The organism is Polaromonas vacuolata, from assembly GCF_012584515.1.
In the GTDB taxonomy this organism is placed as follows: domain Bacteria; phylum Pseudomonadota; class Gammaproteobacteria; order Burkholderiales; family Burkholderiaceae_C; genus Polaromonas; species Polaromonas vacuolata.
In genome coordinates, this window is record NZ_CP051461.1 from 1,170,355 (window position 1) to 1,192,650 (window position 22,296).

Below are 22,296 nucleotides of genomic sequence, written 5' to 3' on the forward strand. Positions count from 1 at the left end.
AGCGGCATAAACGTACTTTTGATTTGCGTTGTCTATCAACGAGTAAGTCTTATCGGTCTAGTAATGCCTTGCGCGTGAGCGGTTTTTCTAGTTGCTTGAGCCACCACTGCAGCGCACGGCCCGGCTTGCCGCCAGCACTGGCGCGCCAAGCGTAACTAACCGTGACCACCCGCGGCGATTGCGCTACCGCCTTGGCCACCAGATGGCCGGCATCAATATGCGGTCTGGCTAGATATTCGGGTAAAAACCCCGCGCCCAGACCACGCAACTGGGCATCGAGTTTGGTTAGCATTCCGGGCACGGTGAATACATCTTGGCCACCGATTAGACCTATCGTCATACCGCTGCCGGACTGTACCGAGTCGGCTACTGCCACGACGCGGTGCGCTTGCATGACAGCGTCGCTAATTGGCTCAGCTGCGTTGGCCAGTGCATGCCCAGGCGCGACGGCAAATACAAAGCGTGTCTGGCCTAAGGGCTTGCTGCGCAGGCTTTGGGCGTCAGGTAGGGTTGAACTGCGGTTGGTTAAATCTGGCACTACGCCTATGGCCAAGTCGGCTTGGCCGCTGGTGAGGGCTAGCAAGGTGCCAGATAAGGCCTCATCGCGCAGCTTTAGCCGGGTGGGCGCTTGCTGCGCGAAAAATTCTTCGCATAACTCGAGTACTGTTTTGCGTGAAATGATGCTGTCTAAGGCCAGCGTGAGCTGCGGCTCCCAACCGGTTGCAACGCGTTTGACGCGATTGGCAACGGCGTCAAGCTCGAGCAGTAAACGGTTGCCTTCGCGCAGCAACTCTGCGCCGGCCGGGGTTAGCTTGGCTTGCCGCGAGCTGCGGTCAAACAGCAGCACATCGAGGGCATCTTCGACCAGTCGTATTCGATAAGTCAATGCACTGGGCACCACGCCCAGCTCTCGCGCCGCCGCTGCCATGCTGCCGTTTCTGTGCACTGCGTCTATCAGGCCGAGTGCTTGCGGTGTAAGAGTATCGCGAATGCCGGCTTTAGCCATAGATTTTGTCATTCAAATAATTGCAATGATGCCATCAAAACAATGCAACTAATTTGTTTTTAATTAAAGTTATATTTAATCCAACAGAGCACAGTAGCAAGATTCCTCAAGCTTTTTTGTGACTCGTCTACAAAGGTAACTCATGCAAATTCGTAAATCTCAAGACCGTGGCTATGCAGACCACGGCTGGCTCAAGTCTTTTCATTCTTTTTCATTTGCTGGCTATCACGATCCAGCACACATGAGCTTTGGTAATCTGCGCGTGATTAACGAAGACCGCATAGCCGCTGGCCGCGGCTTTGGCACACATAGTCACAGGGACATGGAAATCATTAGCTACGTGCTCAGCGGTGAGATCGCGCACAAAGACAGCATGGGCAATGTCAAAGGTATTCCGCCCGGTGATGTGCAGCGCATGAGTGCCGGTACTGGCGTGCAGCACAGCGAATTTAATAATGCACCAGACGCCAATACGCATTTTTTACAAATATGGATAGAGCCCAACGTCACCGGTATTGCACCTAGTTATGAGCAAAAAACATTTGCTGAAGTTGAAAAACGCGGCCAATTGCGGCTAGTGGCATCGGGCAACGGCGCGCAAGAATCGGTCACTATTCATGCGGATGCCAAAATTTATGCGGGTCTGTTCGATGGCGTTGAAAGCGCTTCATTAACACTTGATCCGGCACGTAAAACCTATGTGCATTTGATACGTGGCACTTTGGCTGTGAATGGCGAAACGCTAGCGGCCGGTGACGCCGCACTGCTGGAGTCGCAAGCGAGCTTGCAGCTAGACGCTGGTGTGAACGCCGAGGTGTTGGTGTTTGATTTGAGCGCTTGAGGCCTTGGCGTGCATGTTTATTAGTACGGAAATGAGCGAATTTGCGGATGTCGCGTAAGCCGCTTAGACTAGTCCGTCAGTTGTGATTTTGTGTTTTATCTAGCTTTTTTCCATTTTTTTATTGTCTTTTTTAACCCTTTTTAAAAAGAAAGCTCACTATGTTCAACGCACTGCAAAATCCTTTATCCCTAGTTGGTCGTGTCTTGTTGGCGCTGCTATTTATTCCCGCAGGCTACGCCAAGATGCTTGGCTTTGCGGCAACGACCGGCTATATCGCGTCCAAAGGTGTGCCGCTTCCTGCAGTTGCCGCAGCGATTGCGGTGTTAATTGAACTTGGCCTTGGCGTGTTGCTGCTCGTGGGCTGGCAAGCGCGCTTTGCGGCGTTGGGCATTGCCTTCTTCACGGTGGTCATCACCTTTGTTTTTCACCCCATCTTTGGTGTTGCGGCAGAAGTCGTGCAAGCTAATTCCATGAGTTTTTGGAAGAACGCCGCTATTGCCGGCGGCTTGCTCTCAGTCGCCGCATGGGGCGCAGGCGCTTGGAGCGTTGATGGTTTGTCGAAAAAGTAATTTCTCTTAAATTTTCGTTCCGTGTATTTTTTCTTTTATCTTTTTTAAGTCACTCATTTTCATGTCAAAAATAACTGTTCTCTACCATTCCGGCTACGGCCATACCCAGCGCATGGCGCAATCCGTAGCCGACGGTGCAGGTGGTAATTTACTTGCTATTGATGCCGACGGTAATTTGCCCGAAGGTGGTTGGGAACAACTCGCTGAGGCCGACACCATCATCATGGGCTCGCCAACTTACATGGGCAGTGTCAGTTGGCAGTTCAAGAAGTTTGCCGATGCATCGTCTAAAGCTTGGTTTACTTTGGCATGGAAGGACAAGCTTTTTGCTGGCTTTACCAATAGCGCCAGCATGAATGGTGACAAGGGCTCGACCTTGAACTATATGTTCACGCTGGCCATGCAGCACGGTGGTGTTTGGGTGGGCTTGGGCATGCCGCCAGCCAACACCAAAGCGGCTGACCGCAATGACCTGAACTATCTCGGTTCTAGCAGCGGCGCAATCGCCCAATCGCCTTCAGATGTGGGCGCTGCCGATATGTTGCCGGGCGACTTAGAGACAGCGCGTTTGTTCGGTGCGCGCGTGGCGCAGACTGCGGCGCGTTTTAAGGCTTAACCCGAAGCGAGTGACGTCCTAATCAGCACAAGTGTTGATGGGTTTAGCTTTTGGTTCCAATGCCGCATCCACTGCGCGCCTTTCGTCGAACACAAAGCAGTCACCTTCAAAATGCGCATGGCCTTGTTGCTCAAAGTATTTGAGAATGCCGCCGTCTAGCTGATAGACGTTTTCCAATCCAGCTTCACGCATGAAGATGGCGGCTTTTTCGCAGCGTATGCCGCCGGTGCAAAAGCTGACCACGGTTTTGTCTTTGAGCTCATCGGCATGGGCTTTTAAGGCGGCCGGAAATTGCGTGAATTTGCTGATGCGCCAGTCAATCGCGGCTTTAAAGCTTCCCACATCAACTTCAAAATCATTGCGCGTATCCAGCGTCACCACAGGCCGACCCGTATCGTCACAGCCTTGGTCTAACCAGCGCTTTAGGGTTGCCGCATCAATTGCTGGCGCACGACCGGTTGCGGGTTGAATCGCCGGATGGTCCATGCGTATGATTTCTGGCTTGATTTTGACGAGTAGCTTTTTAAACGGCTGAGTCTCTGACCAGCTTTGCTTGACTTCTAAATCGACCAGTGCCGGCTGCTCGCGCAGCAAGGCCAAAAAATCATTTACTTTATCGGCTTGTCCAGCTAGAAAAAGATTAATCCCTTCTTCTGCCAGCAGAACCGTGCCTTTAAGCTCACGGGCCATTAAAGCTGCCAACAATTGTTCGCGTAGCGGCGGGAGCGGGCCTAGGGCTGTGAACTTATAGGCTGCAATATTGAGAATTTCCATCATGTCAAGGATTGTAGGTAAGCGCAGTCAGGCGATAGGACTAGCGGCGACGAAAGGTCGGTTCGGCGACCTAAAATACGGCTATGTTTGTTCATTTACGTATCCACACCGAGTTCTCAGTCGTCGATGGCACGAATCGCATTGACGAGATAGTTCCCGCCGCCGCAGCCGATGGCCAGCCCGCACTAGCGATTACCGATTTAAGCAATCTTTTTGCCACCATAAAGTTTTACAAGCAAGGCCATAAGTCCGGCGTTAAGCCCTTGATAGGTGCTGATCTCTGGGTGCAAGTGCCGGGCAAAGATGCTGCCAGTCCACCCGCCCGCTTGCTGCTACTGGTGCAAAACCACCGCGGCTACCTTAATCTGTCTGAGCTAATTACCCGCGCTTGGACGCTGGGTGTGGTGCGTGAGCAGGCGATTGTTAGTCTTGCCTGGTTAGAAGAGCTAAGCGAAGGCTTGATTTGTTTGTCTGGCGCTCAGCGCGGCGCCGTCGGTCAGGCCTTGGTGCAGGGCGACGATGGCCGCGCCATGGACTGCGCGCTGCTGCTCGCTGGCATTTTTCCGCACCGCTTTTACATAGAACTGCAACGCGCCGAACAGGCCGATGATGCGCGTCACGTACCTGCCGCTGTTCAATTGGCGGCACGCCTACATTTGCCGGTAGTGGCGACGCATCCGGTTCAGTTTTTGAGCTATGACGACTATGAGGCGCATGAAGCCCGAGTCTGCATTGCCGAGGGCGAAATTCTGGGCAACATACGCCGGATTCGTAAATTCACACGCGAGCAGTACTTCAAGTCGTCCAGCCAAATGGAGCAGTTGTTTGCCGACATTCCCTCGGCCATCGCCAACACCTTAGAAATTGCCAAGCGCTGTAACTTAACGCTCGATCTGGGCAAACCCATGTTGCCCGACTACCCGACGCCGGAAGTCAACGGTGCGCACATGACGGCGGACGAGTATTTTCGCTATGCCTCATTTGAAGGCCTAGAGCAGCGGCTGCTACACCTCTATCCCGACGCGGTTTTGCGCGATAACAAGCGGCCCGAGTATGCGGCGCGTCTTGAGTTTGAAATCAAAACGATTTTGAACATGGGCTTTCCGGGTTACTTTTTAATCGTTGGTGACTTTATTAACTGGGCCAAGAAAAATGGTTGCCCGGTCGGGCCGGGACGCGGCTCGGGGGCTGGCTCTTTGGTGGCGTATTCGCTCAAGATTACTGACCTAGATCCATTGCAGTACAACCTGTTGTTCGAGCGATTCCTCAATCCCGAGCGGGTGTCAATGCCCGACTTTGATATTGATTTTTGCCAGACCAATCGCGACCGCGTGATTGATTATGTCAAGGATAAATACGGTCACCAAGCAGTCAGCCAGATCGTGACTTTTGGCACCATGGCCGCACGCGCAGCGATTCGCGATGTTGGTCGGGTGCTGGACTTTCCCTACGGTTTTTGCGATGGAATTTCTAAGCTCATTCCCAACAAGCCCGGCCAAGCCGTCACCCTGCAACTGGTGCCCGCCGAGCGTAAAAAAGGCGATAAGCTGGTTTATGCACTTGAAGCTGAGCCGATTCTGGCTGAGCGCGAACGCAAAGAAGAAGACGTGCACACGCTCTTGGAGTTGGCGCGAAAACTAGAAGGCCTGACCCGCAACGTCGGCATGCATGCCGGCGGCGTGCTGATTGCGCCGGGCAAGCTGACTGATTTTTGCCCGCTGTATTTGCAGCCCGGCAGCAGCTCAGCGGTGAGTCAGTTTGATAAAAACGACGTAGAAGCCATTGGTCTGGTGAAGTTTGACTTTTTAGGTTTGGCGACGCTGACTATTTTGGAGATGGCCAAAGACTTCATCATTGCGCGCCACCCCTCGCAAAGCGACTTTAATTTTGAGAATCTGCCGATTAATGATGCGCGGGTTTATGCGCTGTTTGCGCGTGGCCAGACCGAAGCCGTGTTTCAGTTTGAAAGTAGCGGCATGCAGCGCATGCTCAAAGACGCCAAGCCGGACCGCTTAGAAGACTTGATCGCGATGAATGCGCTCTACCGTCCCGGGCCAATGGATTTGATACCGACTTACATCGCCCGTAAGCAAGGCCGCGAGGTGCCTGAGTATCCAGACCCGCGGGTTAAACCCATGCTGGAAGAAACCTACGGCATCATGGTCTACCAAGAGCAGGTGATGCAAACGGCGCAGATTTTGGGCGGTTATTCGTTGGGCGGCGCCGACATGCTACGCCGCGCCATGGGTAAAAAAGACGAGAAGGAAATGGCCAGCCAGCGCGAGATTTTCCGCAAAGGCGCAGGCATTAACGGCTTGACGCTAGAAAAAGCCGATGAGGTTTTCGACTTGATGGAAAAGTTCGCGGGCTACGGCTTTAACAAGTCGCACTCGGCCGCTTATGCGCTGCTGGCTTATCACACGGCATGGCTGAAAGTGCATTACACCGCAGAGTTTTTCTGCGCCAACATGACGGTCGAGATGGGGGACACTGACAAGCTCAAGATCTTGTTTGGCGATGCGCAAAAAATGGGCATTAGCTTTGAGTCGCCGGATGTGAACCGCGGTCAATACCGCTTTGAGCCGATTACTTCTAGCAGCATTCGTTACGGTCTGGGCGCAATCAAGGGCACTGGCCAGCAAGCGATTGCCGCGATTGTGGCGGCGCGTGAAAGTGGTGGGGTGTTTACTTCGCTCTATGATTTTTGCGTGCGGGTTGACCGCGCACGGTTAAATAAACGCACGGTTGAGGCTTTGATTAAAGCCGGTGCTTTTGACAATCTGCATCTAAACCGTGCAGCCCTCAGCGCGTCCATAGACCGGGCGTTTGAGTTCGCAGCCGCACTAGAAGCCAACGCCAACCAAGGCGGCTTGTTCGATATGGATTCGCATGCGGCCAGCACACAAGAGCCGCCTTTGGTCGAAGCCATACCGTTGGGTGTAAAAGCCCGCTTAGTGCTGGAGAAAACCGCGATTGGTTTTTATCTTTCCGGCCATTTGTTTGATGAAGTCGAGCGCGAAGTGCGCCAGTTTGCGAAACGCAAAATTGAAGACTTAATCGATTCACGAGACCAGCAATTAATCGCCGCAATAGTGACTGATTTGCGGGTGATTAACGGCCAGCGCGGCAAGTTGGCGCTGTTCAAACTCGATGACAAGACGGCGATGATTGAAGCCACTGCCGACGAGGCTGTTCTCAACGCCAACCGCCATTTGCTCAAAGATGATGAGTTGGTGATTGTGCAGTGCGTGTTGCAGCCAGATAGATTTTCTGGTGGCTTTAGGCTCAAAGTCACTCAGGTCTGGGACTTGGAGACGGCGCGTTGCAAGTTCGGTAAATACCTGCGCGTTACCGTCGCTAGCAAAGCCCCGGACTTTGCCCGAATGGCACGCGACTTTCCGCCGCGCTTAGAAGCATCTGATTTAGGGGATGTCGTGCGTGGTTTACCCGTGCGACTGAGCTTGACCAGGTCAGTTGATTTTGCCGCCGGTTCAGGATCGGTTTGTGCCGAACTGATGCTGGGTGATAAGTCAAAATTTTTACCGACGGATGCGGCGCTGGCTAGCTGGATGGCGCAAGCCGGGCAGGGGCAGGCTGAGATTGTTTATGAGTAATGTGCCGCAAGCCCAGCCGTTTTTAAACTGCGTCCCACGGATTAATCACCGTCAGGCGGGCTGCTAGATACGGCGCTGTGTCACGCGACGCAATCATGAACCCTCTTGAGGCGGCTATTGCTGCGATGTAGCCGTCAGGCGTTGGAAAACCTCTGCCAACGGTTCTTGCTGTGACGGCCAATTCGGCATAGCGCCTGGCTGCATCGGTGTCGAAGGCTAGGATTCTGTCCCGGAACAGCCCCAAAAGTGCGTCTAGTGCTTTTGCCAACATGTCTTTGCGCTTACCGCTTGGCAGCGCCGCTATGCCAAACAATAACTCGGCCAGCGTCACGCTGGAGAGGTAGAGCGTTGGAGCGGCTTGGGCATTGAGCCAAGCCCTTACAGCGGGATGCGGCTCAGGCTTCATCGCTTCAGACACTACGTTGGTGTCAAGAACTATCATTCAAACCCCAGTGGCTCGGCCGGTGCTGTGTCGCGCACGCTGTCGAAAACGTCGAAATCGGCATTGGTGAGCCCAATTTCGCGGCTCAAAGCTGCGAGCGCGTCGCCCAAGCAAAGCCGCGCTTCTGGCTTGACGGCAAGGGCAATAATCCTACGCACTTCAGCTTCGGTACTGAGCCCATTGAGTGCGGCCTGTATCCGCAAAGCGCGGTGCACCTCATCTGGTAGATTACGAATGGTCAAAATTGCCATGATGTCACCTTTTGAAATTGCATTCAATGCATGCATACTAGTATTTTGAATGCAAGAATGCAAGAATGCAAGAATGCAAGAATGCAAGAATGCAAGAATGCAAGAATGCAAGAATGCAAGAAGGCAAGAAGGCAAGAAGGCAAGAAGGCAAGAAGGCAAGAAGGCAAGAAGGCAAGAAGGCAAGCGTAAGAATAATGCGCTCAGAACGGCGGTGAAAAGACTAGGCGGCGGCTTGCTCTAATTTTTAGCTTGGTGATCAACTTAGAAATAGTTGAAAAAAAGTAAAAGTTCGAATTTAGTTTTATTTGTCTTTCGGACTGAGATCCAAAATCACCACACCAGGTGCTCGGCCGTTGGTGTCTAGCGGCATGGAGCCCATGCGAATAATCGCTCGCACCACAGCATCATCCCAAGCCGCATTACCGCTGGATTTAACCAAGCGCTGGCTGATGATGTTGCCGTCGGGCAGGCTTCTGACTTCCACTGAACTCATGGGGTTGTCGGTGAGTTGGTCGCTGAAAACAATATTCGGTCTGATTCTTGCCCTGACTTTGCCGCCGTAGCTGGCCGATGGCCCGGCTGATTTCAGCGCTGTGCCAGTGTCTGCCGCGCTGCCATTCGCACCTGCAACACCGGCTTGCGTTTTCATGCGGTCCAAGTTGTCTTGACGCTGTTTTTCTCGTACGGCTTGGGCTTGTTTTTCTTTTTCTTTTTCAGCTTGTTGTTGGGCGACTTTTTGTTCAGCGGCTTTCTTTTCTGCTAATTTTTTCTCAGCTTCTTTTTTCTCAGCTTCTTTTTTTGCCTGCTCTTGTTTGAGTTGCAAGGCTTTTTCCTTCTTCGCTTGGGCTAGTTTTTCGGCTTCTAGCTTGGCGTCTTTGCGCGCTTGTTCTTCTGCTTTTACTTCTGCTTGTTTGGCTTTCAGTGCGGCTAGTTTTTGAGCCTCAAGCTCTTTTTGTTTTGCCAGTTCTTTGCGTTTTTTCTCTTGCTCAAGCGCAATATCCACGACGGGCTCTGGCGGTGCAACTTTCACTATTGGAGCCGGTGGTGGTGGTGGCGGCGGAGGGGCTGGCGCAGGTGTAGCTACTTCCGGCACGGGCGGCAGCTTTGGGGCGGGCGGTGTGGGTGCGAGTATTTCTCTGGGCGCCACTTGCTGCGCAATGTCGGACCAAATCTCTGCATCGTAAGTCACTGATTTATCGGCACTCTTCCAGTTTACCCCCCAAGTCAGGGCTGCAATCAGCAGTGCGTGAATGAGCAGCGCTAGACCGAATGCGCGCAGGTTTCCCGGCTCTTGGGGTGGACTAAATTCAATGCGGTCGGTACGGCTGGGCATGCAGGTTTTGACTTAATTACCGGTTTGAACCGACAGACCTATGCGTGGGATACCGGCTTTTTGCAGCTTGTCCATGACCTGAATCACGGTTTCGTAGCGAATAGATTTATCGGCGCTGATGACGACGGGCACGGCTTGCGCATCGGCTGTTGCAGGTTTCACGCCGGGCGCGAGAGCTACTACATCAGCGGCGACGTTGGCCATGCTGCTGGCCCTGCTGTCGGTTTTGAGTTTGAGTTGTAGCGACTCATCTTTTGCGATAAGAATTTGTACCGGATTGAGGGGCTGGCTAGGCGCTTTACCGACCTTGGGCAGCGAAATCATGCTGGGCGTGATCAATGGTGCGGTGACCATAAAAATAATCAACAGCACCAGCATCACGTCAATGAAAGGCACCATATTGATTTCGCTAATCGTGCGCCTACCGCGGCCGCGGGCTCTGAGTTCTGACATTGCTGCGAACCCCTTAATGACCGGAGGGTGAGTGTGCGCCTAAGTTGCGCTGCAAGATATTTGAGAACTCTTCGATAAAGGTCTCTAACCGATTGGCGATGCGGTCAATGTCGTGGGTAAAGCGGTTGTAGGCAACGACTGCCGGTATCGCCGCGAACAGGCCTATTGCGGTGGCTACCAAGGCCTCTGCAATGCCGGGTGCGACGGTTGCTAAGGTGACTTGTTCCAATGCGGCTAAGCCGGTGAAGGCGTGCATGATGCCCCACACTGTGCCGAACAAACCGACATAGGGTGAGACAGAGCCGACGGTAGCCAGAAAAGATAAATTGGTTTCTATGCTGTCGAGTTCACGCTGGTAACTCGCCCGCATGGCGCGGCGTGCACCGTCCATCAGAGCGCCGGGATCGGTGATTTGGCGTTCGCGCAGTTTTTGGTATTCGCGCATGCCACTGGCAAAAATTCTTTCCATAGCACCCGAATGTTTGGCGTTTTGTGCGGCACCGGCAAACAAATCGTTAAGGCTGGTGCCAGACCAGAATTCACGGTCAAACTCTTCATTGAGTTTTTGTACTTTCTTCAGCGTGCCTATTTTGCGAATGATGGCTGCCCAGCTGGCTATCGATACGCCGACCAGCAACACAACAACGAACTGAACCACCCAACTCGCGTGGAGTATGAGGCTGACAATGGAGAGGTCTTGGGTCATGGATGTGCTTGTATTTAAGTTGTAGTTTTTGCGAGGCTAGCCAGAACATCTGGCGGTATCCGCTTAGGCGACATGTTGGCCACATCGACCCAGCCTATGCGTATGCTGCCTTCACAAATCAGGGGGCGGTTTTGCGGGTCATCGTCTGCAGATGTTAAAAATGCTTGCTGTTTTATTATCAATGATGCCTTGCCGCTTTCTGCCAGACTCGCAGTAACAAGAAGTTGCTCATCGAGACGGGCAGGACGCAGATAACTGATTTGAGTTTGACTGACGACAAACATGCCGCCGCTTCGCTCCTTCAAGCTATGTTGCTCAATACCCAAATGTCTGAGCCACTCGGTGCGTGATCGTTCAAAAAACTTTAGGTAATTGGCATAAAAAACTATGCCGCCGGCATCGGTGTCTTCCCAATAGATTCGTACCGGCCAACTGAAAACCGCTGGTTGCTGTGATTCTTCGGTCTTATCTAATGACTTATCCAATCACGGCCTCCAGCCTAGCAATCGCCATTTGCAGCTGCGTCATGGAGCTGGCAGTTGAAAACCTGACGTATTGCGCGGGTGCTGCATTGCCAAAATCACGGCCGGGTGTGACCACTAAATGGGCGCGTTTCATGAGTTCAAAAGCAAAATCCCAGCTGCCGCCCGTGCCATCTGCTTTGGCTTTGGCTATGCCCCATTTATCAGCGACTTGGCGGCAGTCGGCGTAGGCGTAGAAAGCGCCGTCTGGCATGACCGGAACGGTTAAGCCGAGTCGATTGAGCTCTGGGATGAAGTAGTCGCGCCTAGCTTTAAATTGGCTGCGCCGGGATTCGTATTCCGCCAGACTATCGGGCTCAAAACACGCTAGCGCTGCGCGCTGGGCAATCGTGCTTGGGCAGATGAATAAGTGCTGGGCCATTTGCTCGACTACGCTGACTAACGCGTCGGGCACCACCATCCAGCCCAAGCGCCAACCGGTCATGTTGAAGTATTTGCTAAATGAATTGATGCTGATCAGGCTTTGGCCTAACTCGCCCGGCATGGCCAGTGCGGTTTGACCGAAGCGTTCCTCGTAGCTCAGGCCTAAATAGATCTCGTCAATTAAGGTAATGCCGCCCTTGCTTTGCACAAATTCGTGAATGCTTTGCAGTTCTTCGGGTGCGATAGATGTGCCGGTAGGGTTGGACGGCGACGCGAGCAGCACGCCGCGGGTGTTCTTTCCCCAAGCGGCTTGGACTTTGGCGCGGGTGAGTTGAAAACGTTCATCCGCCGTTGTTGGCAGCAGCACGGCCCGGCCTTCTGCGGCACTAACGAACTGCTGGTTGCAGGGGTAGCTGGGATCGGGCATGAGGATTTCATCGCCGGCCTCTATCAGTGCCAAGCAAGCTAAATGCAGGGCTGCCGATGCGCCAGCGGTGATGATGATGCGTCTGGGTGCTACATCCACACCAAAGCGCGTGGCATACCAAGCACTGATTTTTTCACGCAACTCTGGCATGCCGGTAGCTTGGGTGTACTGGGTGTCGCCGTCGGCAATCGCCTTGGCTGCTGCTTGCTGCACCAGTGGTGGCGCGGTGAAGTCGGGCTCGCCAATGTTTAACAAAATCAAGGGGTCGCTGCCGGCCGCTAGATCACGCGCCATAACGGCAGCCGCCTTGGAAACCTCCATGACATAAAAGGGTTGAAGGCGCTGGGCCCGTTGGGCGATTTTCACTGGTGGTGCTTTGGTGAGATTGTTTTTTTCGGTTTTTTAGATTTAACGCGCTTGGCTGCTGACTTCGGCTTCCCGCAGCATGGGCGCCATTTTGTGCAGCACGCCGTTGACGTATTTGTGTCCGTCGGTGCCGCCGAAGGCTTTGGCCAGTTCAATGCATTCGTTGATAACCACGCGGTAAGGCACGTCTAGGCAATGCTTGAACTCATATGCGCCTATCCACAGCACCGAGTGCTCGACTGGCGAAATTTCGTTCATCGGTCGGTCTAGCAGCGGCAAGATGATGCTGTCTAATGCCAGCGCTTGCTCTATGCAGCCGTGTAGCAAGGCGTCGTAATGGGCTGAATCGGCCTTATTAAAACCGGCTAAATCACGTGTGAATGCATCAATCGATTCAGCCGTGTTGCGGCCCACTAGGTGCTGGTATAAGGCCTGCATAGCGAACTCACGCGAGCGTGTACGGGCTGACTTGTCAGCGGCTTTTTTCACACCCGTGTCGGTCAGGCCGGTGCGTGATTGTGGCGCGCGCTTAAGAGGTGTTGTTGGTTTTGTAATTGGGTCAGCCATAGCGCCAGTCGGTTAGTAAAAATTATTGTTCTTCAAAAAGGCCAGCTTTGGGCTTGGCCTAGCGCTTAGCCTAGCGCTTCTATCAGGTTGGCCATTTCGACGGCGACGCGTGCGGCGTCTTGGCCTTTTTCAGTCTGGCGATCAAAAGCTTGAGACATGTTTTCAACAGTCAGTATCGCATTCGCGATAGGTATCTGGTAGTCCAGTCCTAACCGGGTGATGGCGCCGCCGCTCTCGTTCGCCACCATTTCGAAGTGGTAGGTTTGACCGCGAATGATGCAGCCAAGCGCAATCAGGGCATCGAATTTTTCGCTCTCGGCCATGGCTTGCAACGCGCAGGCCACTTCTAAAGCGCCAGGAACTTGTACATGGGTGATGTTTTTGGTTTTCACACCCAGCACGGCTAACTCTTCTAGGCAAGCGTCTGCCAATGCGGTGGTCACGCCATTGTTAAAGCGCGCTTGGACTATGCCAATCGAGAGTTTTTTGCCGTTGAGTAGTTCGCCCTGGCCCTTATCTGCTTCTAACATCTGCTGTCCTTTTAAGAGTTGGCTTGGTCACGGCTGAGGTAGCCGACCAGTTCAAGGCCGTAGCCTTGCATGCTGGGCATACGTCTTGGCGTGCCCATGAGGTTCATTTTGGTCACGCCGCATTCGCGCAGAATTTGTCCGCCTATGCCGTAAGGGCGTAAATCCATGCGGTTGCGCTCTTGCGGCGGGTGGTTGGGGGCTGCGCCTTCAAACTGGGCGAGCAGTTGCTCTGCACTCTCGCCGCAGTTGAGCAGCACGGCCACGCCTTTACCTTGCTTGGCGATATAGCCTAGGCTTTGCTCCAAGCTCCAGGCATGGGTTTGGCGACCAATTTCAAGCGTGTCCATGATGGACAAGGGTTCATGCACCCGCACTGGGACTGTGTCGCCGTCTTCCCATTCCCCTTTGACCAGCGCTAAATGTAGGCCTTCGCCGTGCATGTCCCGAAAAGCGTGCGCAGTGAATAGACCGTAAGCGGTTTTCAGTTGACGGCTAGAGACTTTTTTGATCAAAGATTCGGTGCGGCTGCGATGCTCAATTAAGTCGGCAATTGTGCCAATTTTTAGACCATGCTCGGCCGCAAACAGCAGCAAATCGGGCAGTCTGGCCATGGTGCCGTCGTCTTTCATAATCTCGCAGATCACCGCCGCTGGCGAGCAGCCCGCCATGCGCGCGAGATCGCAGCCAGCTTCAGTATGGCCAGCGCGCATTAGCACGCCACCGTCGACAGCTTGCAGCGGAAAGATGTGGCCGGGCTGAACCAAGTCTTGAACTTTTGAATTCTTGTCCACGGCTACTTGCACAGTGCGCGCCCGGTCAGCGGCTGAAATGCCGGTGGTCACGCCTTGGGCTGCTTCTATGGAGACGGTAAATGCGGTGGAGTGCAGCGCGTCGTTGCGCAGCGCCATGGGTGGCAATTGCAATTGCTCGCAGCGCTCTTTTGTCAGTGTCAGGCAAATCAGGCCGCGGCCAAAACGGGCCATAAAGTTAATCGCTTCGGCGCTAACGTGGTCGGCGGCAAGCACTAAGTCGCCTTCGTTTTCGCGGTCTTCTTCGTCAATTAATATGACCATGCGGCCGGCGCCCATTTCGGCGACTATCTCGGCGACGGGGGAAATTGCAATTGCTGAGGTCATTTATTGGACTTTAAGGTGTCCTGCAGCATACGCTCTACATAGCGCGCTATCAGGTCGATTTCGAGGTTAACGCGGCTGCCGTGGGCTAGCTGCTGCAAAGAGGTATTTTGTACGGTATGCGGAATCAAGTTGATGCTGATCTCGCAGCCTGCGCCAAATGGGCTTTGCTCGGCGCTTAAATCAGTGACTTGATTCACGGTCAGGCTCACGCCGTTGACGGTAATTGAGCCTTTGTAGGCGAGGTATTTGGCTAACTCGCTGGGGGCAAGAATGCGTAATTCCCAGCTCTCGCCGATTTCAGCAAAGTAGCTGACATGGCCTATGCCGTCTACATGGCCGGAGACCATGTGGCCACCTAGGCGGTCGTTGGCGCGCATGGCTTTTTCTAAGTTGATCACGCCGGTCTCTGTCAGGCCGCTGGTTTTGTCCAAGGACTCGGCCGAGATGTCGATATCGAATTGCCCTTTGGCTTGGTCAAAGCTGACTACCGTCATACAAGCGCCATTGATGGCAATGCTGTCGCCCAAACCCACATCGTCGAGGTAAGACTCGGGCGTGGCAATGGTCAAGCGCTTGCCATAAGTTGATGAGCTGCCCAGGCTTTGGATGGCGACGATGCGCCCCAAGCCGGTGATGATTCCGGTAAACATAGTTGTATTTTCGCAGGGATTAAGGGGAACTCTTGCAAAAAAACCTTGGCTGATTTTTTTCGCACTAAAGAGTGACGGTTTTAAGCGGTAATTTTGAAAAATTTCAGAACTGATCTCGCCCGCTAGGTCTTGCTATTACACGCAGATCTGGGCCAACCCTGTCGGCGGACAGGAATTCCAAGGCCCAGGCTTGGTCTATCTCAGTGAGCGGCCCCAATAACGCCAAGTCTTGGCCATGGCCTATGAGTTTGGGCGCAATGTAGTGCAGCAACTCGTCGACCAGCGCTGCGCGTATGAAAGAGCCGTTGAGTTTGTGGCCGGCTTCTAGGTGTATTTCGTTGACTTCTCGCGTGGCTAAATCGGTGAGCATGGCTTCTAAGTCGACCTTGCCGTTGGCGTCAGGCAGATAAATCACGCTAGCGCCGCTCGCTTGCAGCGCAGCTTGCTTATGCGCGTCGCGCACGGCGGCATAAATCAAGACCGGTCTATCGGCCGCGAAAAGCGCTGCGTTGGGCGGCGTTTGCAGCCGGCTGTCGACCACCACCAGCCGGGGCTGGCGCGGCGTGGCAATGCCGCGTACATCCAGCCTGGGATTGTCTTCTAGCACCGTGCCAATGCCGGTCAGCACGGCGCAGCTGCGGGCGCGCCAAACGTGACCGTCGGCGCGTGCTTCTGGGCCTGTTATCCATTGGCTTTGGCCGTTTTTAAGTGCTGTTTTGCCGTCTAGTGAAGAGGCTACTTTTAGCCTTAACCAAGGCCGGCGGCGAATCATGCGGCTGAAAAAACCGATATTGAGCTCGCGCGACTGTGCTGCGCCTAAGCCGACTTCGACGCTGATGCCAGCTGCGCGCAGCCGCTCAAAACCTTGACCGGCTACCAGTGGATTGGGGTCGGCAATCGCGGCGACGACCTTGCTGATGCCAGCAGCGATCACCGCATCACAGCAGGGCGGTGTGCGGCCGTGGTGGGAGCAGGGCTCTAGCGTCACGTAAAGCGTAGCGCCTAGCGTGCTGTGGCCTTGTTCGCTGGCGTGACGCAAAGCCATGACTTCGGCATGTGGACCACCGCGCACTTGGGTATGGCCAAAACCTAATACCTGGCCCTGAACATCGACTAAGACCGCGCCAACGGCGGGGTTCGGTGGGCAGATGAGCCTAGCCTCGGCAGCTTGAGCCAGCGCCAGAGCCATGGCTTGATCTGGCGAGAGTGGGGAGTTTGTATTTTTCATGCATTCAGTGTGAGGCGCCGAGTACTGTTCTTCACCGGCTTAGTGTTATTTTATAAGCTGGCTTGGTGACAGACTGTCTCAGACATTCTCGGCAGGCGGCTATTCATAATTTGGCCAATACCTACTTTGACTTTAGTCCACTGTGTCGCCGTCTGTTTTTCTGAAATGTCTTCTACGGTGTCGACGACCAACGTACTGGCTAAAGCGCAAGTATCTTCAAACGCGAGTGAAAAACGCGTGCGCTGTATGTCGTTTAGCTGCCAGGCAGTGTCTGATTTTGAAAGCTCAGCCCTTGTAATGGCCAAGGCGGCTAGGTTAAGCCTTGGGTTTACTTCCAGCATTTGAGGCGCTCGCCAGTGCCCGAAATACCGCGCTGCCCCGTGTGATCTAGGCTTAAGCTGCCGCATTCATCGCCAGTCATGGGTCCGCCATCGGTAGGCGTGGCATTCAGAATAAAGCTGTTGTCTGTGCTGGAAACGCTGAGCTTATATATTGCCTTTCCTTCGCCGACTCGGGGTGACTGGCTAAAAGACTGAGCTGCAAACGCCTCACCCACCTTATTGCCTGCTGTGTCTTTTGCATAGCTGTAGTTTTCGCTGTAAAAGCGCTCCATCCATTGCTGAGCGCTAGCGAGTTGGACTTTGGCGTCCGAGCGCCGCCCCCTCGCTATATGGGCGCTATAGGCGGGCCATGCGGTTGTGAGTAATAGGGCCAGTATCAGCATGACTAGCATCACTTCAATCAGTGTGAAGCCCTTATTACTTGTGAAGCGGTTGGCTTTAGTCAATGTTTTAGTCGGCGTTTTCATGGCTTTTTCTCAACGCCTGAAAGTGTTCATGCCGGGAACTTCACGCCAACCAATTCTGGCGTTAAAGCTGCGCATGCAAAGCGTGTGGTCAGCGCTTTGACCTATGACTCGGTAGGCGAAGGTATTGGCCGCGCAGGACTGAGTCAGACACTGCTCTGGGTGCTCTTCGCAAAATTTCTGGGTTTGTGCAGGCTTGGCTGCAGCAACACGACCAGATCGATCTGAGGCTAGTTTGACTTTTTGATCCGTGCTGGGTATGGCAATGAGCTTGCTCGGTTGTCCGTTGACCTGCCGCAAACTGCCCAAGCTGGTACTGCTTGGCAAACCGGTGTTGGGGTCCAGCATATAAAACCGGCCAACTGGGGCGTGGTTGCATTGGCTTTGATCGGACGCTGGTCTGACACTGGTGAACAGTATATTTTCGCTGCGCTCATCAGGGCTGCTCAGCAGCATTTCCGAGCGACTGGGAAAATCGAAGTACCAACCATCCTGATGGCTCAAATCTAATGCGTTGGCACTGGTTGCGCTGACTGTCAGTGCACCATTGCTTGTGCTGATGAGTTTGCGTTCTAGTAGCGTGGTTGTACCGCGAGGCGGGTTAGCGTGAGCGGGGTTGGTTGCGGTTTCACTGCTTGTGATGATGCTGCGGTCGTAAACACCATACATGCGCTGGGTGATTCCGTCGGCTGGAAAATCGTTGGCGCTTAGAGACTTACCTGTGCCAAACACTACCATCACACCGCCGCGCTTTGGAAAGCCAAAAGCCGGTGCGCTTGTGATGGCTAAAGTCTGGTCATTGGCGGTTTTGGCCGTATAAAAAGGAAGACTTAGGCCGTTTTTTTTTAAAGGCGGAACCCCAATTTCGTGGATCGCTGCTGCTTAAATCGAATTTCCAGACATTGCCCTTTAGGTCGGTGGCGAAGGCGTAGTCTGCCGTGCCGTTGTTGTCTATGTCTATCCAGCTCACACCCATCATGCCGTTGCCGCTGTCTTGGCCTAACGGTAAAAGTTTGTAGTAGTCGTTATTGATGCGCCAAACACCGCTACTGTCTGGGCCGTCAACGCCAAGAACAAAAAGTGCTGCGTTACCGTTGGCAGAGTTCACGCCATTGGGAATGAGCACCGCCCACTTGCCGTTGTTCAGCTGAACTATGGGTGAGGCTTGGCCGCTGAAATGGTTAACGCCGGGTTCGCTTAAAACATGGCCCATATCGCTGTCATCAGTTGGCGTGAATTGCCACTTAAAAATCGCTGCGGCATTGGATTCGACCAGCTGGCTTGGGTCAGTTACGGCCAATGCAAAAACCCCTTTTGCGCCGCGCCCCAGACTGGCAAAAAGATAGCTGGCCCAACTCGGTTGGCCGTTACTGGTTTGGCTGGTGATCACATCACCGCTAAATGGATTGCCGTCCATGCCCGCGCTAATGGCTGCCGTGGGCTTTGCTAAATCGGGCAGCAATGCTGCCAACATACCCGGCAAAAAAGATATGACGGGTGTACCCGTATTGGCTTTAAAGGCATGCAGCATGCCGTCATTAGCGCCTACCCAGAGTAGTTTTTCCCGTTGCGCATAGGTCGCAGAAAACGCCGCGTAAGAAGGCAGGCCAGCGGGTAGCAGTGCATCAAAAAACCGTGCGCTTGGCCTGCTTTGAAGCCAAGGTACGGCGTTCACGACAGTGCCCATTAAATTGCTTTGGCTGCGCGCCTGGAAGCGCTCGCCGCGTGGGTCTTCGTTTTGGGTGTCGCCGCGAATATAGTCCAGCAAAGCTTGGGCGCGATGTTCGGCTTTATCGCGACTCAATTTGCCAGTCAGGTCTGGGCTGCTTAACGCGACTTTGTATGCGGTGTTAAGTGCATTCCATTTCAAACTTATGCCTTGATTTTTACCTTGTGCAGTCGCTTGGTTGCTAATGATTTGTCGTTCTGTCCATGGCCATCGCTTGAGTGTCTCGCCGGCGTTCCAAGTCGCTGTGGTTTGAAAATTTCCATCTGCTTCGAGTCGGTAAGCCAGTACTGAACCGGTTTTAAGCGTTGGGTCGAATTGGCTGATGTATTTATAACTACCGACCACTAACTGACTGGATGAGACTGTTAGTCCTGCATTTGCTGATGTGACAATTTTTTCAAATCTGTCTTTGAGCTGGCGCTCTAGCCGCTCTGGCTGGCGGGTTGGGAAGTAGCCCTCAGGCATGTCGTCGCCGCAAGCTGCCAGCGGTGCATCGCCACAAGACTGGACGTCTGTACGCTGGCTACGCCATGAATTTTCGGGCAAAGACTCGCTGCTGCTGAGGTTAAAACTGCTGGCTTTGGTTGTGTCGAAGCCACCATATTTTGCGGCGTACCAAAGTGGGTCTTTAAGCAATACATCTGCTGCGCCACGCATGTTGAAGGTGCCGACAACGGGTAGGTCTACATCGTGGATGGTGCGCGCGCCTAAGCTACTCATGCAGGGACTAATGAGTAGGCCTAAATCTTTTGCCAGTGCGCGTGTGGCGACGTGGTCTGGCCAGTCTTGGGCTTTATAAGGTCCAGCGGCAATGGCATGCCCGTTAAGGCTGCCTGTTGTTTCGCGATAGTCTTGGCTGGCGCACAGTGTGCCTGCCATGCTAACAACAGTAGGCGTTTTTGCATTCGCTGGCACGACCCCGACATGGCCGTGTGTGAGGTAGACCTTGTCTGCCGAGTCTTGTCTTTGCTGGCTGCCGGACGGTGCGTTGGCGTGGTTTACGCCGATGATGCTGTAACCCTGCGCGGCTTGGTCGTTACCGCCTACATTGACGATGTCGCTAGTAATTTTTATTTGGTAGTCGGCGCCTTTGCTTGGCGGCGCGATGATGTCGTAACGCAAGTAGCCGGTGAGAGCCATGTCATGGTTGCCGCCAAACAGCGCATCGCTCCAAGTGACCAAAAAAGCGCCGTGTAGGTCGGACGTGCTAATCGCAGAAAAAGTCAGCATTGACGAAGCGCCGTTTTTTGACCGACCTTCTGGCGTGATGTAGACAAACTTTTGCGGTTGACTGTGGGGTATGGCTACGGCTATACGTGCAGTACTGCCGCCCAAATTCATGACCATGGTTTTGACCGTTAATGCGTGGGCTGGCGCATCGGCAGGCAGGCTTAGGTTTTGTATCTTGTGTGTGTTGCCATAAAGCGCTGCGCCAGCTATATGGTAGGAGCCGCCTAGAGCTGGTGCTTCTGGGCAAATGCCACTGACATCGGCTAGATTGGTCACGTATTTAGCGCTGCAGTCTTGGCCAAATTTGCCGTTTAAAGTGTTGCCAATACCGACGGCTCGCCAGCTGTTGTTTATGCCTTCTGCGCTGCCCACGCGCTGGGTGTAGCTAGCCAGTTCAGGTTGGCCAGGTAGCGCTGAAAAGAGTTGGCCAGCCTCTTGGTCAAAGCTCAACGCGCTGCTAGAGATGGCCAGTATGTTTAGCGGTCGGCAAGCTGGTTTGCCGTAGTGGCTCACTCGGCTAATATCGCTTTGATTAAGCGGATTAAGCGGATTAAGCGGATTAAGCGGATTAAGCGGATTAAGCGGATTTTTGACGCTGATGCCGCGGCTGTTGTCTTTACTTTTCGGCGGCTTGTTGTCGTTATTGCCAGCGTAATAATTCAGCGCTTGCACCACCATTTCGCTTATCGGATTGCCCCAAGCGGGCAGGCTGCCTTCGTTGGCCTGCATTTGAGTCGCTGTTTGGTGAGTCGCGCCATAACTACCATTTTGCCGGCCATAAAGCGTTATGCGGTCTAGCGCCGCAATCGCACCTTGGCCGGCGCTGGCGCAAGCGGGCGGCAAACTGGGGTTGTTGCCGTCGACTGAAATACTGTTGGCTGCATGGCAAAAACGCCCGGTTTTGAGGTCAATCTCATCTTGTAAATCGCCGATATTTTTGCGCAAAGCACCGGCGCTGAGGTTGCGGTCATAGCTGCCGGTGATCAGGCCGATTTCTGCTTTTGCACTGCTTTGACCGGCAGCGGGGAGGCCCAATTCTTGTAGTAAGCCATAGGGCTTGTAGTTGCTGTCTGTGGTTTGCTTGGTCGCGCTGGCTTGGTCAAATTTTTGACAGCGTTCTTGGCCTAGTAGTGCGGGCTCGCAAACCTTGATGCGCAGCGTTAAGTCTGGGCCTGTGTGGCCGTATGCGGCGGCATCGCTTGCTAGGGTGGGGAGGGCGGATTCATGTCTCAAGCTGGCGCCTCCATACCAGGCTTGGATGTTGCTGTAATAACGTGCCAGCTTATTGCCAAGCTTGGCAGCATTGGCCGCCTTAGGGTCAAGTTGCTCGTCAGCCCAGATGCAGCTGCGGTCGTTGATCGTGGCCCACATTTTGTAATTGCCTTTGGCTAGGCGTAATTGCGGTGTGCCCGATTCGCTGTCAAGCGCTGAGCGGTTGCAAAGCGTTAACCCGGCGTAGTTATTCACGTTGTCGCCGGTTTTTTTGGTCAGATCACGGGTCGAGAACGGGGTGTAGTCGCGGATATCTGCCCCAGCGTAAAACTTAACGAAGGCGTGTGAGTCCTGGCTCAAGCTAGCAGTCTCCAGTAGGGTTTGTTTTAGGCTGTCGGTGCTGCGCTTGCCGCCATACAGAATCTTGCGCAGGACATCTAGCCGCGTCATACTGGCCCAGTTCAAGAAGTTTCCACTCCACAAACTGGCGCTGGCAGGGCAACTATAGCGCACGCCTTTGTCCGTTGCTGTACGGTTAGTCTGTGCCATGCTGTCTGGCTCAAAAAGGTCATTGTTATACCTGTAGCATTTGCTGGAATCAAAATAACCGTAATAGCTAAAGCTTGGTTTGAACGTGGTGTCTAAAACACCATCGCCATCTAAATCCTCGAAGTCGCTATAGGCCGGTGAAAACAGTGTGTGGTCTTTGGATACGACCAACATCAACATGGGTTTAAGACTGTTTGTGGTGATGTTGGGCGGTAGGGCAGATAGCGGCTGGGCACCCATAAGATCGCTGCAAACCATGCCAATGCAAACTGGTAGAGAAATTCTTATTAGCCACCAGCAAGACAACATTTTTTTCAGAGCAAATGGTTTCATGTGGCAGTGTTGAAAAGTTAAAAA

22 protein-coding genes are annotated in these 22,296 nt (G+C 53.6%); 5 read left to right on the forward strand and 17 right to left on the reverse strand.

Annotated elements, in window-relative coordinates:
- Window positions 1-49: 49 nt before the first annotated feature.
- Complete coding sequence (locus HC248_RS05450; RefSeq protein ID WP_238342730.1) at window positions 50-1,018, reverse strand: LysR family transcriptional regulator; 969 nt, start codon at window positions 1,016-1,018, stop codon at window positions 50-52.
- Window positions 1,019-1,148: 130 nt separating this feature from the next.
- On the opposite strand from HC248_RS05450, the gene HC248_RS05455 reads away from it, so the two are divergent.
- The 3 genes from HC248_RS05455 (at window position 1,149) to HC248_RS05465 (ending at window position 3,032) form a co-directional block, all read left to right on the forward strand.
- Window positions 1,149-1,847 (forward strand): pirin family protein, encoded by a 699-nt coding sequence (locus tag HC248_RS05455; protein ID WP_168921621.1) that lies wholly within the window; start codon window positions 1,149-1,151, stop codon window positions 1,845-1,847.
- Window positions 1,848-2,005: 158 nt separating this feature from the next.
- Complete coding sequence (locus HC248_RS05460; RefSeq protein ID WP_168921622.1) at window positions 2,006-2,416, forward strand: DoxX family protein; 411 nt, start codon at window positions 2,006-2,008, stop codon at window positions 2,414-2,416.
- A 61-nt stretch (window positions 2,417-2,477) separates the two neighbouring features.
- Window positions 2,478-3,032, forward strand: a complete 555-nt coding sequence (locus HC248_RS05465; RefSeq protein WP_168921623.1) for a flavodoxin family protein — start codon at window positions 2,478-2,480, stop codon at window positions 3,030-3,032.
- 18 nt (window positions 3,033-3,050) lie between these two features.
- Here the strand turns inward: HC248_RS05465 and HC248_RS05470 are convergent, their stop codons facing one another.
- Window positions 3,051-3,809 carry a sulfurtransferase gene (locus tag HC248_RS05470; RefSeq protein WP_168921624.1) on the reverse strand — a complete coding sequence of 253 codons (759 nt, stop codon included), beginning with the start codon at window positions 3,807-3,809 and terminating at the stop codon, window positions 3,051-3,053.
- 80 nt (window positions 3,810-3,889) lie between these two features.
- On the opposite strand from HC248_RS05470, the gene dnaE reads away from it, so the two are divergent.
- Window positions 3,890-7,420 carry a DNA polymerase III subunit alpha gene (dnaE, locus tag HC248_RS05475; RefSeq protein WP_168921625.1) on the forward strand — a complete coding sequence of 1,177 codons (3,531 nt, stop codon included), beginning with the start codon at window positions 3,890-3,892 and terminating at the stop codon, window positions 7,418-7,420.
- A gap of 22 nt (window positions 7,421-7,442) precedes the next feature.
- On the opposite strand, the gene HC248_RS05480 is transcribed toward dnaE, so the two are convergent.
- Together HC248_RS05480 and HC248_RS05485 are read right to left on the reverse strand one after the other, a co-directional pair.
- On the reverse strand, window positions 7,443-7,862 hold the full coding sequence (locus tag HC248_RS05480; protein WP_168921626.1) for a type II toxin-antitoxin system VapC family toxin: 420 nt from the start codon (window positions 7,860-7,862) through the stop codon (window positions 7,443-7,445).
- Window positions 7,859-8,113 carry a FitA-like ribbon-helix-helix domain-containing protein gene (locus HC248_RS05485; protein ID WP_168921627.1) on the reverse strand — a complete coding sequence of 85 codons (255 nt, stop codon included), beginning with the start codon at window positions 8,111-8,113 and terminating at the stop codon, window positions 7,859-7,861. Before HC248_RS05485 ends, HC248_RS05480 begins: the two co-directional genes overlap by 4 nt.
- 73 nt (window positions 8,114-8,186) lie before the next feature.
- Between HC248_RS05485 and HC248_RS05490 the strand changes: the two genes are divergently transcribed.
- Window positions 8,187-8,354, forward strand: coding sequence for a hypothetical protein (locus tag HC248_RS05490; RefSeq protein WP_168921628.1), 168 nt, complete (start codon window positions 8,187-8,189; stop codon window positions 8,352-8,354).
- A 60-nt stretch (window positions 8,355-8,414) separates the two neighbouring features.
- Here HC248_RS05490 and tolA read toward each other — a convergent pair whose 3' ends face one another.
- The 13 genes from tolA to HC248_RS17800 form a co-directional block, all read right to left on the reverse strand.
- Window positions 8,415-9,446, reverse strand: coding sequence for a cell envelope integrity protein TolA (gene tolA / locus HC248_RS05495; RefSeq protein WP_168921629.1), 1,032 nt, complete (start codon window positions 9,444-9,446; stop codon window positions 8,415-8,417).
- A gap of 12 nt (window positions 9,447-9,458) precedes the next feature.
- A complete protein-coding gene (locus HC248_RS05500) occupies window positions 9,459-9,899 on the reverse strand; it encodes a biopolymer transporter ExbD (RefSeq protein ID WP_168921630.1) in 441 nt (146 codons plus the stop codon).
- Window positions 9,900-9,912: 13 nt separating this feature from the next.
- Entirely contained in the window at window positions 9,913-10,605 is a 693-nt protein-coding gene (gene tolQ / locus HC248_RS05505) for a protein TolQ (RefSeq protein ID WP_168921631.1), read from the reverse strand.
- A gap of 14 nt (window positions 10,606-10,619) precedes the next feature.
- Window positions 10,620-11,090: a YbgC/FadM family acyl-CoA thioesterase gene (locus HC248_RS05510; protein ID WP_168921632.1), complete on the reverse strand. Its 471-nt coding sequence runs from the start codon at window positions 11,088-11,090 to the stop codon at window positions 10,620-10,622.
- A complete protein-coding gene (locus HC248_RS05515; protein ID WP_168921633.1) occupies window positions 11,083-12,303 on the reverse strand; it encodes a pyridoxal phosphate-dependent aminotransferase in 1,221 nt (406 codons plus the stop codon). Before HC248_RS05515 ends, HC248_RS05510 begins: the two co-directional genes overlap by 8 nt.
- A gap of 42 nt (window positions 12,304-12,345) precedes the next feature.
- Window positions 12,346-12,870, reverse strand: coding sequence for a transcription antitermination factor NusB (gene nusB, locus HC248_RS05520; protein ID WP_168921634.1), 525 nt, complete (start codon window positions 12,868-12,870; stop codon window positions 12,346-12,348).
- A 65-nt stretch (window positions 12,871-12,935) separates the two neighbouring features.
- On the reverse strand, window positions 12,936-13,400 hold the full coding sequence (gene ribH / locus HC248_RS05525; RefSeq protein ID WP_168921635.1) for a 6,7-dimethyl-8-ribityllumazine synthase: 465 nt from the start codon (window positions 13,398-13,400) through the stop codon (window positions 12,936-12,938).
- 11 nt (window positions 13,401-13,411) lie between these two features.
- Window positions 13,412-14,536 carry a bifunctional 3,4-dihydroxy-2-butanone-4-phosphate synthase/GTP cyclohydrolase II gene (gene ribBA, locus HC248_RS05530; RefSeq protein ID WP_168921636.1) on the reverse strand — a complete coding sequence of 375 codons (1,125 nt, stop codon included), beginning with the start codon at window positions 14,534-14,536 and terminating at the stop codon, window positions 13,412-13,414.
- A complete protein-coding gene (locus tag HC248_RS05535) occupies window positions 14,533-15,186 on the reverse strand; it encodes a riboflavin synthase (protein ID WP_168921637.1) in 654 nt (217 codons plus the stop codon). The genes ribBA and HC248_RS05535 overlap by 4 nt, the downstream gene beginning before the upstream one ends.
- A 103-nt stretch (window positions 15,187-15,289) precedes the next feature.
- The gene (gene ribD / locus HC248_RS05540) at window positions 15,290-16,414 is read right to left on the reverse strand and encodes a bifunctional diaminohydroxyphosphoribosylaminopyrimidine deaminase/5-amino-6-(5-phosphoribosylamino)uracil reductase RibD (RefSeq protein WP_202882424.1); all 1,125 of its coding nucleotides are present in this window, start codon (window positions 16,412-16,414) and stop codon (window positions 15,290-15,292) included.
- A gap of 328 nt (window positions 16,415-16,742) precedes the next feature.
- Window positions 16,743-17,222, reverse strand: a complete 480-nt coding sequence (locus HC248_RS05545; RefSeq protein WP_168923687.1) for a type IV pilin protein — start codon at window positions 17,220-17,222, stop codon at window positions 16,743-16,745.
- 9 nt (window positions 17,223-17,231) lie between these two features.
- The gene (locus HC248_RS17795; protein ID WP_168923688.1) at window positions 17,232-18,092 is read right to left on the reverse strand and encodes a PilC/PilY family type IV pilus protein; all 861 of its coding nucleotides are present in this window, start codon (window positions 18,090-18,092) and stop codon (window positions 17,232-17,234) included.
- Window positions 18,016-22,272, reverse strand: a complete 4,257-nt coding sequence (locus tag HC248_RS17800; RefSeq protein ID WP_168921638.1) for a pilus assembly protein — start codon at window positions 22,270-22,272, stop codon at window positions 18,016-18,018. The genes HC248_RS17795 and HC248_RS17800 overlap by 77 nt, the downstream gene beginning before the upstream one ends.
- Window positions 22,273-22,296 lie beyond the last annotated feature (24 nt).

Excerpts from the sequence above, each read along its gene's own strand:
- HC248_RS05450 (WP_238342730.1), bottom strand. The coding sequence starts at position 1,018 with ATGACAAAATCTATGGCTAAAGCCGGCATTCGCGATACTCTTACACCG.
- HC248_RS05455 (WP_168921621.1), top strand. The coding sequence starts at position 1,149 with ATGCAAATTCGTAAATCTCAAGACCGTGGCTATGCAGACCACGGCTGG.
- HC248_RS05460 (WP_168921622.1), top strand. The coding sequence starts at position 2,006 with ATGTTCAACGCACTGCAAAATCCTTTATCCCTAGTTGGTCGTGTCTTG.
- HC248_RS05465 (WP_168921623.1), top strand. The coding sequence starts at position 2,478 with ATGTCAAAAATAACTGTTCTCTACCATTCCGGCTACGGCCATACCCAG.
- HC248_RS05470 (WP_168921624.1), bottom strand. The coding sequence starts at position 3,809 with ATGATGGAAATTCTCAATATTGCAGCCTATAAGTTCACAGCCCTAGGC.
- dnaE (WP_168921625.1), top strand. The coding sequence starts at position 3,890 with ATGTTTGTTCATTTACGTATCCACACCGAGTTCTCAGTCGTCGATGGC.
- HC248_RS05480 (WP_168921626.1), bottom strand. The coding sequence starts at position 7,862 with ATGATAGTTCTTGACACCAACGTAGTGTCTGAAGCGATGAAGCCTGAG.
- HC248_RS05485 (WP_168921627.1), bottom strand. The coding sequence starts at position 8,113 with ATGGCAATTTTGACCATTCGTAATCTACCAGATGAGGTGCACCGCGCT.
- HC248_RS05490 (WP_168921628.1), top strand. The coding sequence starts at position 8,187 with ATGCAAGAATGCAAGAATGCAAGAATGCAAGAATGCAAGAATGCAAGA.
- tolA (WP_168921629.1), bottom strand. The coding sequence starts at position 9,446 with ATGCCCAGCCGTACCGACCGCATTGAATTTAGTCCACCCCAAGAGCCG.
- HC248_RS05500 (WP_168921630.1), bottom strand. The coding sequence starts at position 9,899 with ATGTCAGAACTCAGAGCCCGCGGCCGCGGTAGGCGCACGATTAGCGAA.
- tolQ (WP_168921631.1), bottom strand. The coding sequence starts at position 10,605 with ATGACCCAAGACCTCTCCATTGTCAGCCTCATACTCCACGCGAGTTGG.
- nusB (WP_168921634.1), bottom strand. The coding sequence starts at position 12,870 with ATGGCTGACCCAATTACAAAACCAACAACACCTCTTAAGCGCGCGCCA.
- ribH (WP_168921635.1), bottom strand. The coding sequence starts at position 13,400 with ATGTTAGAAGCAGATAAGGGCCAGGGCGAACTACTCAACGGCAAAAAA.
- ribBA (WP_168921636.1), bottom strand. The coding sequence starts at position 14,536 with ATGACCTCAGCAATTGCAATTTCCCCCGTCGCCGAGATAGTCGCCGAA.
- HC248_RS05535 (WP_168921637.1), bottom strand. The coding sequence starts at position 15,186 with ATGTTTACCGGAATCATCACCGGCTTGGGGCGCATCGTCGCCATCCAA.
- ribD (WP_202882424.1), bottom strand. The coding sequence starts at position 16,414 with ATGAAAAATACAAACTCCCCACTCTCGCCAGATCAAGCCATGGCTCTG.
- HC248_RS05545 (WP_168923687.1), bottom strand. The coding sequence starts at position 17,222 with ATGAAAACGCCGACTAAAACATTGACTAAAGCCAACCGCTTCACAAGT.
- HC248_RS17800 (WP_168921638.1), bottom strand. The coding sequence starts at position 22,272 with ATGAAACCATTTGCTCTGAAAAAAATGTTGTCTTGCTGGTGGCTAATA.